Genomic DNA, 14047 nt, shown 5'->3' on the forward strand with positions numbered 1-14047 from the left:
TGGTCACGACGCCTGCGACGGGATGCGGCATCATGGAAGGCGTGAGTACCGACACTCTGGTTCGCCCCGATACGACTACCGACGAGTCGACCGGCGATGACACCCCCAAGTTCTTCCACTACGTGAAGAAGGACAAGATCGCCGAAAGCGCGGTCATGGGCACCCATGTCGTCGCGCTGTGCGGTGAGGTGTTCCCGGTGACCCGTTCGCCGAAGCCCGGCTCGCCGGTGTGCCCGGAATGCAAGAAGGTCTACGAGCAGCTGCGTAAGGGCGACTGACCGCCCTCGCACCCCGCACCTGCGGTCCGGTCAGCGTTCGGGCCCGGTGCGTGAGGGCTGCGCGCTGTCCAGCGGAGGCTGCTCGCGTGCCCGGCCGTCGGGTAGTTCCGGATCGGGCGGCTGCTGCGCCCACGCCGGTTCGATTCCGGCCGATGCGCCGATGGTTCCCGGCGCCGGTTCGGCAGGTTCGCCGCGGACCTGCTCGGCCAGCCAGGCCTTCACCTGTTCCACCCGGGTGGCCCGCGCGGGCCAGAACTCCTGCACGGTCGCGTTGAACTCCGCGCCGACGATGACGGCGAAGGCGAGGAAGAACGTGAACAGCAGGAACGCGATCGGCGTGGCCAGCGCGCCGTAGCTGACGCCCGTGCGGGTGACCCACCCCAGATACCGGCGCAGTCCCTCGCTGGCCGCCATGAAGAACACGCCGGCCACCAGCGCCCCGCCGAAGAGCCGGTGCCAGGGCAGCGAGGTGTGCAGGGCCAGCTTGTACAGCGTGGTCAGGCCCACGATCAACAGCAGGCCGACGCCCGGGTAGTAGAACGCGTCGATCAACCGCAGCCCCGGCTCGCGCCAGCCGTCGGGCAGGGCCCGTCCGATCAGCACCGGGCCCAGCGCGATCAGCGGCAGGATGAACACCGCCGCCACCAGGAACTGCACATACAGCAGCAGCGCGAAGATCCGTTGCCAGACCGGGTGCCTGGCATCCTGTTGGTCGTGGGCCTCCACGATCGCGTCGACGAAGGTGGCCATGGCCGAGGACCCTGCCCACAGCGAGAGCACGAAACCCACCGAGACGAACGCCGCGCGACCCTGGCCGAGCACATCGCGAACCGTGGGTTCGATGAGGTCGTGCACCACCGTCGGGTTGAACAGGTCGCGGCTGAAGGTGAGGATCTTGGACTCGACGATCTCGACGGTGTCGGGGCCGAACCATCCGCCCACATAGCCGAGGCTGCCGAGAACGCCGAGCAACAACGGTGCCAGCGACATCGTCTGCCAGAACGCCGCCGCCGCCGATTTGGCGAAGATCGAATCCTGCCAGGCCTTGACCGCGACCCTGGCCACCAATTTCCAGGTCTGGCGCCCCGCACGTGCCACGCCGGCACCCGCACGGCGCGCGAGGGCGGCCGCGCTCGCGCGAGTGCCTGACGGGTTGCTCATGGTGTGACAAGCATCGCGCACCCGTGCCACATCGGCCGGACGGGGCGGGCATCGTGTCGGCGGGCAACAGGTGAACCGCTGGTTACCCGGGTGAGCGTTGTGATGCCGGTCGCGCCCGTCGCGTCGGTTTGGCGACTCGCGGCCTCCGACCGTTAGTGTTGGCTTCCGTGACAGGTTCGGGTGGCGCCACTGCGGCGGGAGGAGCGCTACGCGCCTGGCAGCGGCGTGCGCTCACCAAATACCTTGCGACAAAACCACGTGACTTCCTCGCGGTCGCCACGCCGGGCGCGGGTAAGACCACTTTCGCCCTGCGGGTCGCCGCGGAGTTGCTGGCCGACCGTACCGTCGACCAGATCACCGTCGTCGCCCCCACCGAGCACCTCAAGCATCAGTGGGCGCAGTCGGCGGCGCGGGCCGGGATCGCGCTGGACTCGCGGTTCTCAAACAGCACCGGCGGCACCTCCGGTGACTATCACGGCGTGGTGGTCACCTATGCGCAGGTCGCCTCGCATCCGTCCAGGCATCGGGTGCGCACCGAGAATCGGCGCACGCTCGTGATCCTGGACGAGATCCACCATGCCGGCGACGCCAAGAGCTGGGGTGACGCCGTCGCCGAAGCCTTCGGCGACGCGACCCGCAGGCTGGCGCTGACCGGTACGCCGTTCCGCAGCGACGACAGCCAGATCCCGTTCGTCACCTACGAACCCGACGAGGGCGGATTCCCCCGTTCGCGCGCCGACCATTCCTACGGCTACGCCGAGGCCCTCGCCGACGGCGTCGTGCGCCCGGTGGTCTTCCTCGCCTACTCCGGCGAAGCGCATTGGCGCGACAGCGCGGGTGAGGAGTACTCCGCCCGGCTCGGTGAGCCGCTCAATGCCGAGCAGACCGCGCGGGCCTGGCGCACCGCCCTCGACCCGGCCGGTGACTGGATGTCGGCGGTGCTGCGGGCAGCCGACATGCGGCTCGGGCAGCTGCGCGCCTCCGGCATGCCCGACGCCGGCGGCCTGGTGATCGCGACCGATCAGGAGCGGGCTCGCGCCTACGCCGAACTGCTCGAACATCTCACCGGCACACCGCCGGTGCTGGTGCTGTCCGACGATCCGACCTCCTCGGCGCGCATCGGTGAGTTCAGTGCGGGCACCCAGCCGTGGATGGTCGCGGTGCGCATGGTGTCCGAAGGTGTCGACGTGCCGCGGCTCGCGGTCGGCGTGTACGCCACCAGCGCCTCCACACCGCTGTACTTCGCGCAGGCGATCGGGCGTTTCGTGCGTGCCCGCAGGCCAGGGGAGACCGCGAGCGTCTTCCTGCCGTCGGTTCCGGTGCTGCTGGACCTGGCCGCGCAGCTGGAGCTGCAGCGCGATCACGTCATCGGCAAGCCGCATCGGGAGAAGGACGGTCTCGACGACGAGCTGCTCATCGACGCCAACAAGCAGAAAGACGAGCCGGGCGAGGACGAGAAGCCCTTCGTCGCGCTGGCCGCCGACGCCGAACTGGATCAGGTGATCTACGACGGATCGTCCTTCGGCACCGCCACCTTCGCCGGTAGCGCCGAGGAAGCCGACTATCTCGGTATCCCGGGCCTGCTCGACGCCGAGCAGATGCGCGCGCTGCTGCGGGAACGTCAGGCTCGGCAGATCGCCGACCGGGCACCGGTGGCGACGGCCGAACCGGCGCCGCAGGCGGGTGGGGCGGCCGAGCGGGTCGCCACCGCCGACCGGCTCGGCGAATTGCGGCGCGAACTCAACAGCCTGGTGGCCATGCATCACCACCGGACCGGTAAACCCCACGGGGTGATCCACGGTGAGCTGCGCCGTCAGTGCGGTGGTCCGCCGACGGCGCTGGCCAGCGCCGAGCAGTTGGGTGAACGCATCGCCGCACTAAGGCGCATGTGAGGGCCTTGCGCGCAGCGAAGTGGCCGCCCTGCGCCGCAGGGGATTCGGCGGCCGCTGTCGCTGATCAGCTCGTGGCGGCGGGTTCGGTGGCGGGCCAAGCCGCCATGGCCCGGTCGATCGAGCGCGTGAGTTCGTCGTGGCTCGCGCCGTCGCGGGCCTGCACCGACAGGCCGTAGAGCACAGTGGTGTAGAAGGTGGCCAGCCCGGCGGTATCGGTGCCCGCGGGCAGATCACCCTCAGTGACACCGCGGTCGAGCCGGGCTTCGATGTCGGCGCTGGTCTGCTTGCGCATGTCGATCAGGAATTCGCGCACCGACTCGGTGCGGGTGGTGTAGGTGGAGCCCGCGAGCACCACCATGCAGCCGTGCGGCTTGTCGGGGGCGGTGTAGGCCACGGCGTTGTCGCGCAGCATCGCCTCGATCGCGGCGCGCGCGGTGGGTTCCTCGCGCAGGGCACGGGCGGTGAGTCCGCCCTCGGTGCGGCCGTAGAGCTCGATGGCCTCCCGGAACAGTGCCTCCTTACCGCCGAAGGCGGCGTACAGGCTGGGGGAGTTGATGCCCATGGCCGAGGTGAGGTCGGTCATGGACGCGCCCTCGTAGCCGTGCTCCCAGAACACCTCCATGGCGCGACGCAACGCGACGTCGCGATCGAAAGCGCGTGGACGTCCTCGTTCGGCCATGCCGGACCCTTTCTGTGTCGATCATTAAATATACCTCTTGACGACGATCGGTCCGTGGGCTTAGCTATTTATGTACTGATCGACACATAAATGGAGGAAGCTCATGCCGGATCTGCACGGGACCGTGGCACTGGTGACCGGAGGCAGCCGCGGGATCGGCGCGGCCATCGCGCGGGAACTGGCCGCGGGTGGCGCCGATGTCGCCCTGACCTACCAGCACGCCGAAGAGCAGGCCAAGGGCGTGGTCGCCGACATCGAGGCACTCGGCCGCCGGGCCATCGCGGTGCAGGCCGACAGCGCCGACGCCGCCGCGGTGGTGGCCGCGGTACATCGCACCGCGGCCGAGCTGGGCGGGCTCGACATCCTGGTCAACAACGCGGGCATCTTCCCCAGCAAGCCGTACCAGGAATTCACGATCGAGGAGATCGACCGCGCGTTGAACGTGCACGCGCGCGCCGCGTTCGTCGCCGGACAGGCGGCGCTCGAGCATATGGGCGAAGGCGGCCGCATCATCAGCATCGGCTCCAACCTCTCCGAGCGTGCGCTGTTCGGCGGGCTGAGCCTGTACAACCTGAGCAAATCCGCCCTCAATGGCTACACCAAAGCCCTTGCCCGCGAACTGGGTCCGCGCGGCATCACCGTCAACCTGGTGCAGCCGGGCTCCACCGACACCGATATGAACCCCGCCGACGGCGCGCACGCACCCGACCAGCTCGCCCACAGCGCACTCGGCCGATTCGGTGCCGCCGAGGACATCGCCGCCACCGTCGCCTTCCTGGCCGGCCCGGCCGGTCGCGCCATCTCCGGTTCGTTCCTCACCGTCGACGGCGGCACCAACGCCTGATCACTCGGCGAAATACCGCCCCGGTGGCACCCCGACGACGCGGCGGAAGGCGGCCACATAGGCGCTGGTGGTGCGGTAGCCGACCCGTCCGGCGATCCGGGAGACCGGCAGGCCGTCGGCCAGCAGCGGTAACGAGGCGGCCAGCCGGATCTGAGTGCGCCACTGGCCGAAGGTCATTCCGGTCTCGGCGTTGAACGCGCGGGCCAGGGTGCGGGCGCTGGTGGCGACGTCAGCAGCGAATTCGTCGAGGGTGCGGGCATCGGCGGGGTCGCCCAGCAGCGCGGTGGCGACCTCGGCGGCACGCGGATCCCGTGGTGGTGTCGCGCCGACCGCGTCGTCGGCAACACCCACGTGCCGCGCGGGGTCTGCACGGTCACCACACCGTGTGCGGCCCAGGCGATCTGGTGCTGCGGGTGCTGGTGCGGCGGAAACCAGTGCCCGCGTGGCAACGTCCCCGCCCCGACCACCATGGCCGTCGCACCGGTCGCGGCGGGCATCATCAACGGTTGTCCGTCTTGCGACACAGATTGTCACCGTAGCCGGTCGTGGCCGCGGGCAGTGGTTCCTACCGTGAGGGCATGGCTATGAACCTCGTGCATCGCATGCTGTGCCGGTCCGCGCTGTGGGAGCGGACCAGCGCGACCAAGATCGTGCCGTGGGCGTTGTCCGGCCTCGAACTCGGTGGCGACACCCTCGAGATCGGGCCCGGCTACGGCGCGAATGTGAACGCTCTGCTCGCCCGCACGCGCGCGCTGACCGGTGTCGAGATCGATCCGGAGCTCGCCGATCGGCTGCGCGGACGGCACGGCGCCGCGATGACGGTGATCACCGCAGACGGCGCCGCTATGCCGTTACCGGACAGCGGTTTCGACGCCGTCGTCTGTTTCACCATGCTGCATCACGTGCCGACGGCCGATCAGCAGGACGCCGTATTCGCCGAGGCGTTGCGGGTTCTGCGGCCGGGCGGGGTGTTCGCCGGCAGTGATGGCCTCGACAGCCGGGCGTTCCGGCTGATCCACCTCGGCGACACCTGCGTTCCGGTGCCACCGGAAACGGCGGCGCGCCGCCTCGCTCGCATCGGGTTCACCGACGTCGAGATCGATACCGCGGCGAGCAGTTTCCGGTTCCGCGCACGCAAGCCCGTCTGACACCGGCGAGGCCTGTCCGGATCCGCGGTGGCGGCCGGCCGTCGCGGGGTTCAGCCCGGTACCGCGAACCATCCGACCGGGTCGAGGGTGTTGAGCGGGATCCAGCGTGCCGGTTCCACGGTGACCTCCGCGCCGGGCGGTGCGTCTGCGGCGGTGAAGTAGCCCTGGATTTCCAGGGCCAGCCGCGGTGTTTCGTCGACGCGGCGGGCCATGTCGTAGAGCACGGCCAGCACGTGCACGCACCGGTCGGTGCGGGCGGAGCAGGAACAGTCGACGGCTATCAGGGTGGGGGCCGGCGTGGTGCCGGCGTCGATGAGGCCGCGGTGCATTTCGTCGGTGAGCGTCACCGGGTCGGGGCCGATGATCGTGGCGATCGCATCGATGGCCGGCCGCGGCATCGGGGCCACCTCGAGGTGTGCCACCGAGGCCTGTCCGCCCCGGTGGATGTGCGCGCTGACGATCCGGCCGGTGACGGTGGCCTGTACGCCGTGGTTGCGGGCGACGCTGCGCGCTCGCGGCAGCAGTGGATCGGGGCGGGTCTGGCGCAGTGGTTCGGCGAGGCGCACCCAGTCCATGCCCCAGCGGGTGTAACCGAATTCGTTGTCGCCCATCAGTTCTCCCGTTTGCGGCGCAGGATCTCGATCAGCTGGTCGTCGTCCAGGCGGGCCAGTTCGGCGATGCCTGCCGCGTCACCGAGATCGGTCAGGGCCGACTTGCGTTGTTGCATGGTGGCGATGTGTTCCTCGACGGTGGTGCCCGAGGTGAGCGTGGTGACGGTGACGGTGCGGGTCTGCCCGATCCGGTGCGCCCGGTCCGAGGCCTGAGCCTCCACCGCCGGGTTCCACCAGCGATCGAAATGGATGACGTCGGCGGCGCGGGTGAGGGTGAGTCCGGTGCCGGCCGCGCGCAGGCTCAGGATGAGCACCGGCGGCCCGTCGGCGGCCTGGAAATCGCTGACGATCTGGGCGCGCTCGGCCTGATTCAGCCCGCCGTGGAAGAACGGCGCGCGCACCCCGAACTGGTCGGCGAAATGCTGTACGAGCAGCTCGCCGGTCTTGCGGTACTGGGTGAACACCAGCGTCGGCGCACCGAGATCGAGGTTGTTGGCCACGATATCGGTGCACAGGTCGAGCTTGCCGGATCGGCCGGCCAGCTCGTCGAGCTCACCGGTGATCAGGCCCGGGTGATTGCACACCTGTTTGAGGCCGGTCAGCGCGGCCAGGACCCGGCTCTGGCGTTGGGCGCCGTGGCCGAAGCCGTCATCGATGGCGCGGTCGAGCAGCTGATCGTAGAGCCGTTCCTGTTCGGCGGTGAGATCGCAGAGCAGATCGGAGTGGATCTTGGCCGGTAGGGACGCGGCGACCTGATCCTTGCGGCGGGCCAGCACCACCGGCTCGATCGCCTCACGCAGTCGCGCCGCCGCGGTCGCCGAACCTTCCTGGATGGGCCGGGCGAAGCGTCGCCGGAACTGGGTGCGATGCCCGAAAAGCCGTGGCGCGACCAGATTCAGCAATGCCCACAGTTCTTCGAGGTGGTTCTCCACCGGGGTTCCGGTCAACGCCACGGTCGCGGCGGCGTCGATGGACCGGGCGGCCTTGGACACCTGGGTGCGCGGATTCTTCAAGGCCTGTGCCTCGTCGAACACGGCGGTGGCCCAGCGGGTCTCGCGCAGGCCGGCGCCGTGCAGGCGCAAGATCGGGTACCCGGTGACGATGATCGTGCCCGGCTCGGCGTCGCATTCTCCGCCGCGCCAGGCGAGCGGTCGCAGGCCCGGCGCGAACCGCTGGATCTCGTGCACCCAGTTGCCCACCAGCGAGGTCGGGCATACCACCAGCTGCGGACCTTCGGTCGCGCGGCCGAGCAGGAAACCGATCGTCTGCACGGTCTTGCCGAGACCCATGTCGTCGGCGAGCACCGCGCCGCCGTGCTCGGCGACCGCAGCGCGCAGCCAGCTCACCCCACGGGCCTGATAGGGGCGCAGATCGGCCTTCAGCGTGTCACGGAGTTCGGTCGCGACCGCCCGGGTGGTGGCGAACGCGCCGCGTGCGTAATGGGCGGAGAGCATGGCGGTGCCGGTGGCGTTCGGTACCGCGTGCGCGGCGGGCGGCAGCGATATCTCCGCGGCGGGCAGATCATCGGCGAGGGCGTGGCGCCAGGCCCGCACCGAGGCGTCCGGCTCGGGGACGTCGACCGCGGTGAACTCCTCGGGTTCGAGCAACGTGCAGTCGACGTCGGTGATGTCGACCGTCGCGCTGCCCACCGCGGCCTGCGCCGCGGTACCGGTCGGGACGGCGAGGGCTAGCACCGCCGGTACGCCGAGCTCGCGCGGCGGACGTCCCGGACCGTGACCGGTCCACGTCCACATCGCGAACATGTTCCGGTCGGGCAGATAGGTGGCCTGTGTGCTGGGCAGAGCGGACCCCTCAAATCGTCGTATGGTGTACGGAGTAATCTGGTAACGCACACCGTAGCGGAATTGTTCCGCCGTTGGCACAAGGAGTTCGATGGCCGACCGTCCGTCACCGGCGCCTGTCGATCAGGCGGGGCAGCTGCTGGCCCTGCTGTGGCGTCGCGAGCTGCCGCTCCGCCCTGGCGGTCGCGGCCCCAAACAGGCCGTCAGCGTCGACGAGGTGGTGCGTACGGCCATCGCACTGGCCGACCGGGATGGGCTGGCGAAACTGTCGGTGCGCGCGGTGGCCGCCGAGCTGGGGCTGCGCCCGATGAGCCTCTACACGTATGTGCCGAGCATGCGGGCGTTGACCGTGTTGATGGTCGACGCGGTCGCCGTCGATGACGGACCGCTGCCCACCGATGCGCCACCCCGCACGCGCTTGGCCGCGGTGGCGCGGCAGGTGCGCGCCGAGGTGATCGCGCATCCGTGGCTGCTGGAGGTCTCACCGTGGCGGATGGTGCTCGGGCCGGGGCGGATGCGCCGGTACGAACGGCAGCTCGCCGCGGTGGCCGGGCTCGGGCTGACCGACGTAGAGATGGATCGGGTGGTCGCGGTGCTGACCGAATTCGCCACCGGCAATGCCCGCATGGCCGTCGCCGCGGCGCGGGAGGCCGCCGAGATGAGCGATGCGCGGTGGTGGGAGGTGCACGGACCGCTGCTGACGCAGGTCATGCCCGCGCACGAGTTCCCGCTCGCCGGGCGGGTGGGTGCGGCGGTGGGGGAGCTGTACCAGGCGCCTGCCGATCCCGACGGCGCCTTCGAGTTCGGGCTGGCGGCGTTGCTGGATGGGATCCTTGCTGACGGCTGACGGCTGACGGCTGACGGCTGACGGCTGACGGCTGACGGCTGACGGCTGACGGCTGACGGCTGACGGCTCACTGCGGCGGCGGTCCGGCTTTCGCCGGTGCTCGAGCGGCGGTCGGCCTCGGGGCCTGCTGCGGCCGGATCGCTGGCGAGTGCCCCCAGGACGCAGCACAGCGGGCGACCCTCGGGTCGCCCGCTGTGGTGTACGCGGTATCCGGTTGTTCGATGCTGTTGTGTCGGACGCGAGGAGCGGTCAGAGGGCGGGAGCCGATTCCGTGTCGATCACGGCGTCGAGCTCACGCAGCCTGTCCATGTGTTCATTCGCGTGGTGCTGGCAGAAGAGCAACTCTCCACCTGCGGGCAGAACGGCACGCACTCGGGCAGCCGCCCCGCAGCGGTCGCAACGATCGACCGCGGTCAGTGGGGTGCTTGTCAGGGTTCCTGGCATGACTCCTCCGTCCTGGCTCCCGGCACACAGACCGTTCACCTGGTGTGGGGCCCGTGGTCACTCCGCGGGCTCGCTACCGCTACTTCCCAGCAGTGGTATGACTACTCTGTCAGACGTTCGGGACGGGGGCTTTGTTCCCGCAAGCGAATCGATGTGTTTTCCCTAACACGACCAGTGCTTTTCGCTGTGCGCGAACGACACCTGCCAGGGGTGGGAAAGCCACTCGAATCACCGACTCGAACAGGCCGATCCAGTTGTCTACCGGGAGATTACCCGTGACCTATGACACTCACACTCTGGTTCACCTGTGCACCGGGACGGAATGGCTGGCCGCCCGGACCAGTGGTGCGCGTCGGCCGCCTTCGCTCGACGCCGAGGGCTTCGTGCATCTGTCCACGCCGCAGCAGGTGCACCTGCCCGCCAACCGCCTCTTCGCCGGACGGCGCGACCTGGTGCTGCTGCGGCTGGATCCGGCCCGGCTCGGCTCGCCCGTGCGGTGGGAGCCGGGCGTGCCGTCCGACGATCCCGGCATGCTGTTCCCGCACCTGTACGGCCCGTTGCCCGCCGCCGCGGTCATAGCGGTCGAGGATTACCGGCCAGGCGCGGACGGGACCTTCGCCGAGCTCGACCACTGACAGCCGCCGCCACTAACCGCCGCGCAGCTCACGCGCCAGGATCGCCGCCTGCACACGTGAGCGAACACCCAGCTTCGTGAGCACCCGCGAGACGTGCGTTTTCACCGTGGTCTCGCCGATGAACAGCCGGCCGGCGATCTGCGCGTTGGACAGCCCGTCGCCGAGGCATGCGAGCACCTCGAGTTCGCGCTCGGTCAGATCCGCCAGTCCGTCGGGCTCGCGGTGGACGGGGGCGCTGGGTGCGGCGGCGAAGGCGTCGATCACCTTCCGCGTCACCTCCGGTGCCAGCACACCGTCTCCGGCGGCGACCGCGCGCACCGAGGCCACCAGTTCCTGCCCGGAGACCGATTTGAGCACGAATCCGGAGGCGCCGGCGCGCAGCGTGCGGAAGACGTATTCGTCCAGGTCGAAGGTGGTCAGGATGAGTACCTTCGCGATACCGTCGGCGGTGATCCGCGCGGTGGCCGCGATGCCGTCGACCCCGGGCATGCGCACGTCCATGAGCACCACATCCGGTCGCAGCGCGCGAGCCTGCGCGACCGCCACGTCGCCGTCAGCGGCCTCACCCACCACCTCGATGTCCTCGGCCGCGTCGAGGATCATGCGCAGTCCCGCGCGGATGGCGCTGTGGTCGTCGGCGATCAGCACCCGGATCGTCATCGGCGCTCACCTCCGGTGACCGGTTCGGCCGACAGTGGCAGTTCGGCGTGCACCAGCCACTCGTGCGGTACCGCGCCTGCGGTGAACTCGCCGCCGAGGGCCGCGGCGCGCTCGCGCATGTTCATCAGGCCACGATGGGGCAGGCCGGGCTGATCGGCTCGGCCGTTCGTGCGGGGAAGCGGATTGCGGATCTCGACGGTGAGCGTCGTCGCGTCGGTGCCGATGTGTATGTCGACCTCCTGGCCGGGAGCGTGTTTCATGGCGTTGGTCAAAGCTTCCTGAATGATGCGGTAGGCGGCCTGATCGACCGCGCTCGGCAGGGGAGCCCGGTCTACACCTCCGTGCACCCGGACCGTGCTCCCCGCGGCGCGGGCGGCGTCCACCAGCAGCGACAGCTGCGCCAGCCCGCGCGGGGCGGCCAGATCCTCGGCGCCGTCGTCGCGGCGCAGCAGGCCGATCATGGTGCGCATCTCGTGCAGAGCGCTGACGCTATTGGCTCGGATGGATTCGACCACGCCGGCCAGCGCGGGGTCGCCGTCGTCGCGCCGCGCCAGCAGCCCGAGGGCGGCCTCGGATTGGATGGCGATGGCCGAGAGGTGCCCCGCGATCACGTCGTGCAGATCGCGGGCCATGGTTTTGCGTTCGTCGGCGATCGCGGCCCGCCGGTCGAGTTCGGCCACCAGTTCCAGCGCCCGCGCCTTCGCCCGTTCGGCCTGCGCGGTCTCCTTGTGCGCCCGCACGGTCAGCGCCCACCAGATCGACGTACCGAGGAAGGCCGACGAGGCCAGCAGAGTGATCACGATGGCGCGCCACTCGCCCGTCACGACCAGCGCGGTCACCGAGCCCGCGGCCGTGGCGATGATGGCCGCGCCGACCACGACGCGGGACTGGCGCCGGGTCCCGTACAGCACGCCCGCGTAGACGAGATCGGAGTAGACCAGCCAGATGGGAATCGTCGGCCCGAGCACGAAATCGATCAGCAGCGGGATCAGCCCGGCCGCCAGCGCCCACATCGGCTTGCGCCTGCGCCACATGCTCGTCGCGCACAGCAAGGCGAGCAGCGCCATCCGCAGCGTCAGCGGCGGCTGCGAGCTGTGTTCGGTCATGGCGTACAGGCCGAAGCCGTAGAGCGCCGCGCCGACGGTGAACACGAACGCGACGATCAGCGCCTCCTGCGCCGTCGCCGACAACGCCGCCCACCACTTCACCCACCCATCTCAGCACAGCTGCATGGCGGTGCGGGTCCGCCGAAGTGATGAGTCGCCGCACGCCGAGAATCGACGGGTCCGGCCCGGTCACAGCGATGCTCGAGGACGCAGGTGAGCGCGGTCGTGGTAGTGCATCGTGGCACGCTCGGCGGATCGTTCGGCGACGGTTAGCCTGGACTTGTGAATGTCGATGTCACTGCGTTACCCGGGATCGGGGTGCGAAAAGACTTCGAGGTGAAGTCCGGGCGCCGGATCGGCGTCGTCGCCCACCGCGACGGCGATATCGATCTGATCGTGTCCAAGCTCGAGGATCCGGACGCCTGTGCCGCGCAGGTCGCGTTGACCACCGACGAGGCCGCCGTACTGGCCAATCTGCTCGGCGCACCGCAGCTGGTCTCCCGGCTCAACGACGACCATCGCGACATGCCGGGCATCACCACGCGGCAGCTGCCGATCTCCGATGAATCGCCCTACAGCGGCCGCACCCTCGGGGAAACGCAGATGCGCACCCGCACCAAGGTGTCCATCGTCGCGGTGATGCGGGCCGGGCAGTTGCACCCCTCACCGGGGCCGGATTTCACCTTCACCGCTGGTGACCTGCTCGTCGTCGTCGGGACGCCCGACGGCCTTGACGCCGCGGCGAAGATTCTCACGCACGGCTGATCCGGTGTCCACGACCGCGCTCGCCCTCATCGAGCTGGGCGCGGTGTTGTTCGCACTCGGGGTTTTCGCCCGGGTGGCGGGCCGATTCGGGCTCTCGCCGATCCCGCTGTATCTGCTCGGCGGCCTCGCCTTCGGTCAAGGGGGCTTTATCCATCTCGGCGCCGCCAACGAGTTCGGGCATATCGCCGGGGAGATCGGTGTCGTCCTGCTGCTGTTGCTGCTGGGCCTGGAATACACCGCCGCCGAGCTGATGACCGGAATGCGCCGTTCCTGGCCGGTCGGCCTGCTCGACATCGTCGCGAACGCGACTCCCGGTGCGGTGGTGGCGCTGCTGCTGGGCTGGGGGCCGGTGGGCGCGCTGACCCTTGGCGGCGTCACCTACATCTCCTCCTCTGGCATCGCCGCGAAAGTCCTCAACGACCTGGGGCGGCTCGGTAACCGCGAGACGCCGGTGGTCCTGTCGATCCTGGTGTTCGAAGACCTCACGATGGCGGTGTACCTGCCGGTGCTCACCACGGTGCTGGCCGGTCTGAGCTTTGCCAGCGGGCTGAAATCCCTGGCCGTCGCGCTGATCGCGATAACGGTGGTGCTGGTGGTGACCTTGCGCTACGGACGCTATGTCTCGGCGGTGGTGGACAGCACCGACCGCGAGGTGTTCCTGCTGAAGCTGCTCGGTGCGGCCTTGCTGGTGGCCGGCGTGGCGTCGGCGCTGAACGTCTCGACCGCGGTGGGCGCGTTCCTGCTCGGCATCGCGATCTCGGGGTCGACCGCGCGGGAGGCGGTGCGGCTGCTGGAACCACTGCGCGACCTGTTCGCCGCGATCTTCTTCGTGGCCTTCGGACTCAACACCGATCCGACCGCTATTCCGCCGGTGTTGGGCTGGGCGGTGGCGCTGGCGGTGATCACCACCGTCACCAAGATCGCCACCGGCTGGTGGGGTGCGCGCAGGCAGGGCATTCGGCGGATGGGCCGGGCCAGGGCCGGGGTGGCGCTGGTGGCGCGTGGCGAGTTCTCCATCGTCATCGCGGGGCTCGCGGTCACCACCGGCGCCATCGACGGCAAACTCGCCGCGCTGGCCTCGGCCTACGTCTTGATCATGGCGGTGGCCGGGCCCATTGCCGCGCGAGTGGTGGAGCCGGTACTCGAACGGGTCTCGATCGCGCGGTGATCGCGCC

16 protein-coding genes are annotated in these 14047 nt (G+C 69.8%); 8 read left to right on the forward strand and 8 right to left on the reverse strand.

Translation table 11 applies throughout. The annotated features are described in order from the left end of the window. Positions 1–41: 41 nt before the first annotated feature. On the forward strand, positions 42–278 hold the full coding sequence (locus AC5W7N_RS10730; protein ID WP_036538019.1) for a DUF3039 domain-containing protein: 237 nt from the start codon (positions 42–44) through the stop codon (positions 276–278). 30 nt (positions 279–308) lie between these two features. On the opposite strand, the gene AC5W7N_RS10735 is transcribed toward AC5W7N_RS10730, so the two are convergent. After that, entirely contained in the window at positions 309–1439 is a 1131-nt protein-coding gene (locus AC5W7N_RS10735; protein ID WP_194990013.1) for a YihY/virulence factor BrkB family protein, read from the reverse strand. A gap of 167 nt (positions 1440–1606) precedes the next feature. Here AC5W7N_RS10735 and AC5W7N_RS10740 point away from each other — a divergent pair, with 167 nt between their 5' ends. Next, a complete protein-coding gene (locus AC5W7N_RS10740) occupies positions 1607–3331 on the forward strand; it encodes a DEAD/DEAH box helicase (RefSeq protein WP_175585927.1) in 1725 nt (574 codons plus the stop codon). Between the two features lie 64 nt (positions 3332–3395). Here the strand turns inward: AC5W7N_RS10740 and AC5W7N_RS10745 are convergent, their stop codons facing one another. Next, positions 3396–4010 carry a TetR/AcrR family transcriptional regulator gene (locus AC5W7N_RS10745; RefSeq protein ID WP_195019668.1) on the reverse strand — a complete coding sequence of 205 codons (615 nt, stop codon included), beginning with the start codon at positions 4008–4010 and terminating at the stop codon, positions 3396–3398. A gap of 103 nt (positions 4011–4113) precedes the next feature. Between AC5W7N_RS10745 and AC5W7N_RS10750 the strand changes: the two genes are divergently transcribed. Further along, complete coding sequence (locus tag AC5W7N_RS10750; protein WP_163814382.1) at positions 4114–4854, forward strand: SDR family NAD(P)-dependent oxidoreductase; 741 nt, start codon at positions 4114–4116, stop codon at positions 4852–4854. On the opposite strand, the gene AC5W7N_RS10755 is transcribed toward AC5W7N_RS10750, so the two are convergent. After that, positions 4855–5205, reverse strand: coding sequence for a helix-turn-helix domain-containing protein (locus tag AC5W7N_RS10755; RefSeq protein WP_280213805.1), 351 nt, complete (start codon positions 5203–5205; stop codon positions 4855–4857). A 227-nt stretch (positions 5206–5432) separates the two neighbouring features. Here AC5W7N_RS10755 and AC5W7N_RS10760 point away from each other — a divergent pair, with 227 nt between their 5' ends. Further along, entirely contained in the window at positions 5433–6002 is a 570-nt protein-coding gene (locus AC5W7N_RS10760; RefSeq protein WP_195019667.1) for a class I SAM-dependent methyltransferase, read from the forward strand. 50 nt (positions 6003–6052) lie between these two features. On the opposite strand, the gene AC5W7N_RS10765 is transcribed toward AC5W7N_RS10760, so the two are convergent. Together AC5W7N_RS10765 and AC5W7N_RS10770 are read right to left on the reverse strand one after the other, a co-directional pair. Next, positions 6053–6613, reverse strand: a complete 561-nt coding sequence (locus AC5W7N_RS10765; protein WP_195019666.1) for a hypothetical protein — start codon at positions 6611–6613, stop codon at positions 6053–6055. Further along, positions 6613–8376, reverse strand: a complete 1764-nt coding sequence (locus AC5W7N_RS10770; RefSeq protein WP_195019665.1) for a DEAD/DEAH box helicase — start codon at positions 8374–8376, stop codon at positions 6613–6615. The genes AC5W7N_RS10765 and AC5W7N_RS10770 overlap by 1 nt, the downstream gene beginning before the upstream one ends. Before the next feature lie 130 nt (positions 8377–8506). Between AC5W7N_RS10770 and AC5W7N_RS10775 the strand changes: the two genes are divergently transcribed. After that, the gene (locus AC5W7N_RS10775) at positions 8507–9262 is read left to right on the forward strand and encodes a TetR/AcrR family transcriptional regulator (RefSeq protein ID WP_195019664.1); all 756 of its coding nucleotides are present in this window, start codon (positions 8507–8509) and stop codon (positions 9260–9262) included. Between the two features lie 249 nt (positions 9263–9511). Here AC5W7N_RS10775 and AC5W7N_RS10780 read toward each other — a convergent pair whose 3' ends face one another. Beyond that, positions 9512–9706: a DUF7455 domain-containing protein gene (locus AC5W7N_RS10780; protein WP_036538000.1), complete on the reverse strand. Its 195-nt coding sequence runs from the start codon at positions 9704–9706 to the stop codon at positions 9512–9514. 275 nt (positions 9707–9981) lie between these two features. Here AC5W7N_RS10780 and AC5W7N_RS10785 point away from each other — a divergent pair, with 275 nt between their 5' ends. Beyond that, positions 9982–10341 carry a DUF952 domain-containing protein gene (locus AC5W7N_RS10785; RefSeq protein WP_163814378.1) on the forward strand — a complete coding sequence of 120 codons (360 nt, stop codon included), beginning with the start codon at positions 9982–9984 and terminating at the stop codon, positions 10339–10341. A 12-nt stretch (positions 10342–10353) separates the two neighbouring features. Here the strand turns inward: AC5W7N_RS10785 and AC5W7N_RS10790 are convergent, their stop codons facing one another. Both AC5W7N_RS10790 and AC5W7N_RS10795 read right to left on the reverse strand, forming a co-directional pair. Next, a complete protein-coding gene (locus AC5W7N_RS10790; RefSeq protein ID WP_163814377.1) occupies positions 10354–11001 on the reverse strand; it encodes a response regulator in 648 nt (215 codons plus the stop codon). Then, on the reverse strand, positions 10998–12209 hold the full coding sequence (locus AC5W7N_RS10795) for a sensor histidine kinase (protein ID WP_324197321.1): 1212 nt from the start codon (positions 12207–12209) through the stop codon (positions 10998–11000). Before AC5W7N_RS10795 ends, AC5W7N_RS10790 begins: the two co-directional genes overlap by 4 nt. Before the next feature lie 180 nt (positions 12210–12389). On the opposite strand from AC5W7N_RS10795, the gene AC5W7N_RS10800 reads away from it, so the two are divergent. Next, positions 12390–12872, forward strand: coding sequence for a cation:proton antiporter regulatory subunit (locus AC5W7N_RS10800; protein WP_104359228.1), 483 nt, complete (start codon positions 12390–12392; stop codon positions 12870–12872). 4 nt (positions 12873–12876) lie between these two features. Further along, positions 12877–14040: a cation:proton antiporter gene (locus AC5W7N_RS10805; RefSeq protein ID WP_163814376.1), complete on the forward strand. Its 1164-nt coding sequence runs from the start codon at positions 12877–12879 to the stop codon at positions 14038–14040. The last annotated feature ends 7 nt before the right edge of the window (positions 14041–14047 follow it).

This window comes from Nocardia sp. CDC519, assembly GCF_059509835.1.

Coding starts and splice junctions, on each gene's coding strand:
- AC5W7N_RS10735 (WP_194990013.1), bottom strand. CDS start 1,439: ATGAGCAACCCGTCAGGCACTCGCGCGAGCGCGGCCGCCCTCGCGCGC.
- AC5W7N_RS10745 (WP_195019668.1), bottom strand. CDS start 4,010: ATGGCCGAACGAGGACGTCCACGCGCTTTCGATCGCGACGTCGCGTTG.
- AC5W7N_RS10750 (WP_163814382.1), top strand. CDS start 4,114: ATGCCGGATCTGCACGGGACCGTGGCACTGGTGACCGGAGGCAGCCGC.
- AC5W7N_RS10760 (WP_195019667.1), top strand. CDS start 5,433: ATGGCTATGAACCTCGTGCATCGCATGCTGTGCCGGTCCGCGCTGTGG.
- AC5W7N_RS10765 (WP_195019666.1), bottom strand. CDS start 6,613: ATGGGCGACAACGAATTCGGTTACACCCGCTGGGGCATGGACTGGGTG.
- AC5W7N_RS10770 (WP_195019665.1), bottom strand. CDS start 8,376: ATGTTCGCGATGTGGACGTGGACCGGTCACGGTCCGGGACGTCCGCCG.
- AC5W7N_RS10775 (WP_195019664.1), top strand. CDS start 8,507: ATGGCCGACCGTCCGTCACCGGCGCCTGTCGATCAGGCGGGGCAGCTG.
- AC5W7N_RS10780 (WP_036538000.1), bottom strand. CDS start 9,706: ATGCCAGGAACCCTGACAAGCACCCCACTGACCGCGGTCGATCGTTGC.
- AC5W7N_RS10790 (WP_163814377.1), bottom strand. CDS start 11,001: ATGACGATCCGGGTGCTGATCGCCGACGACCACAGCGCCATCCGCGCG.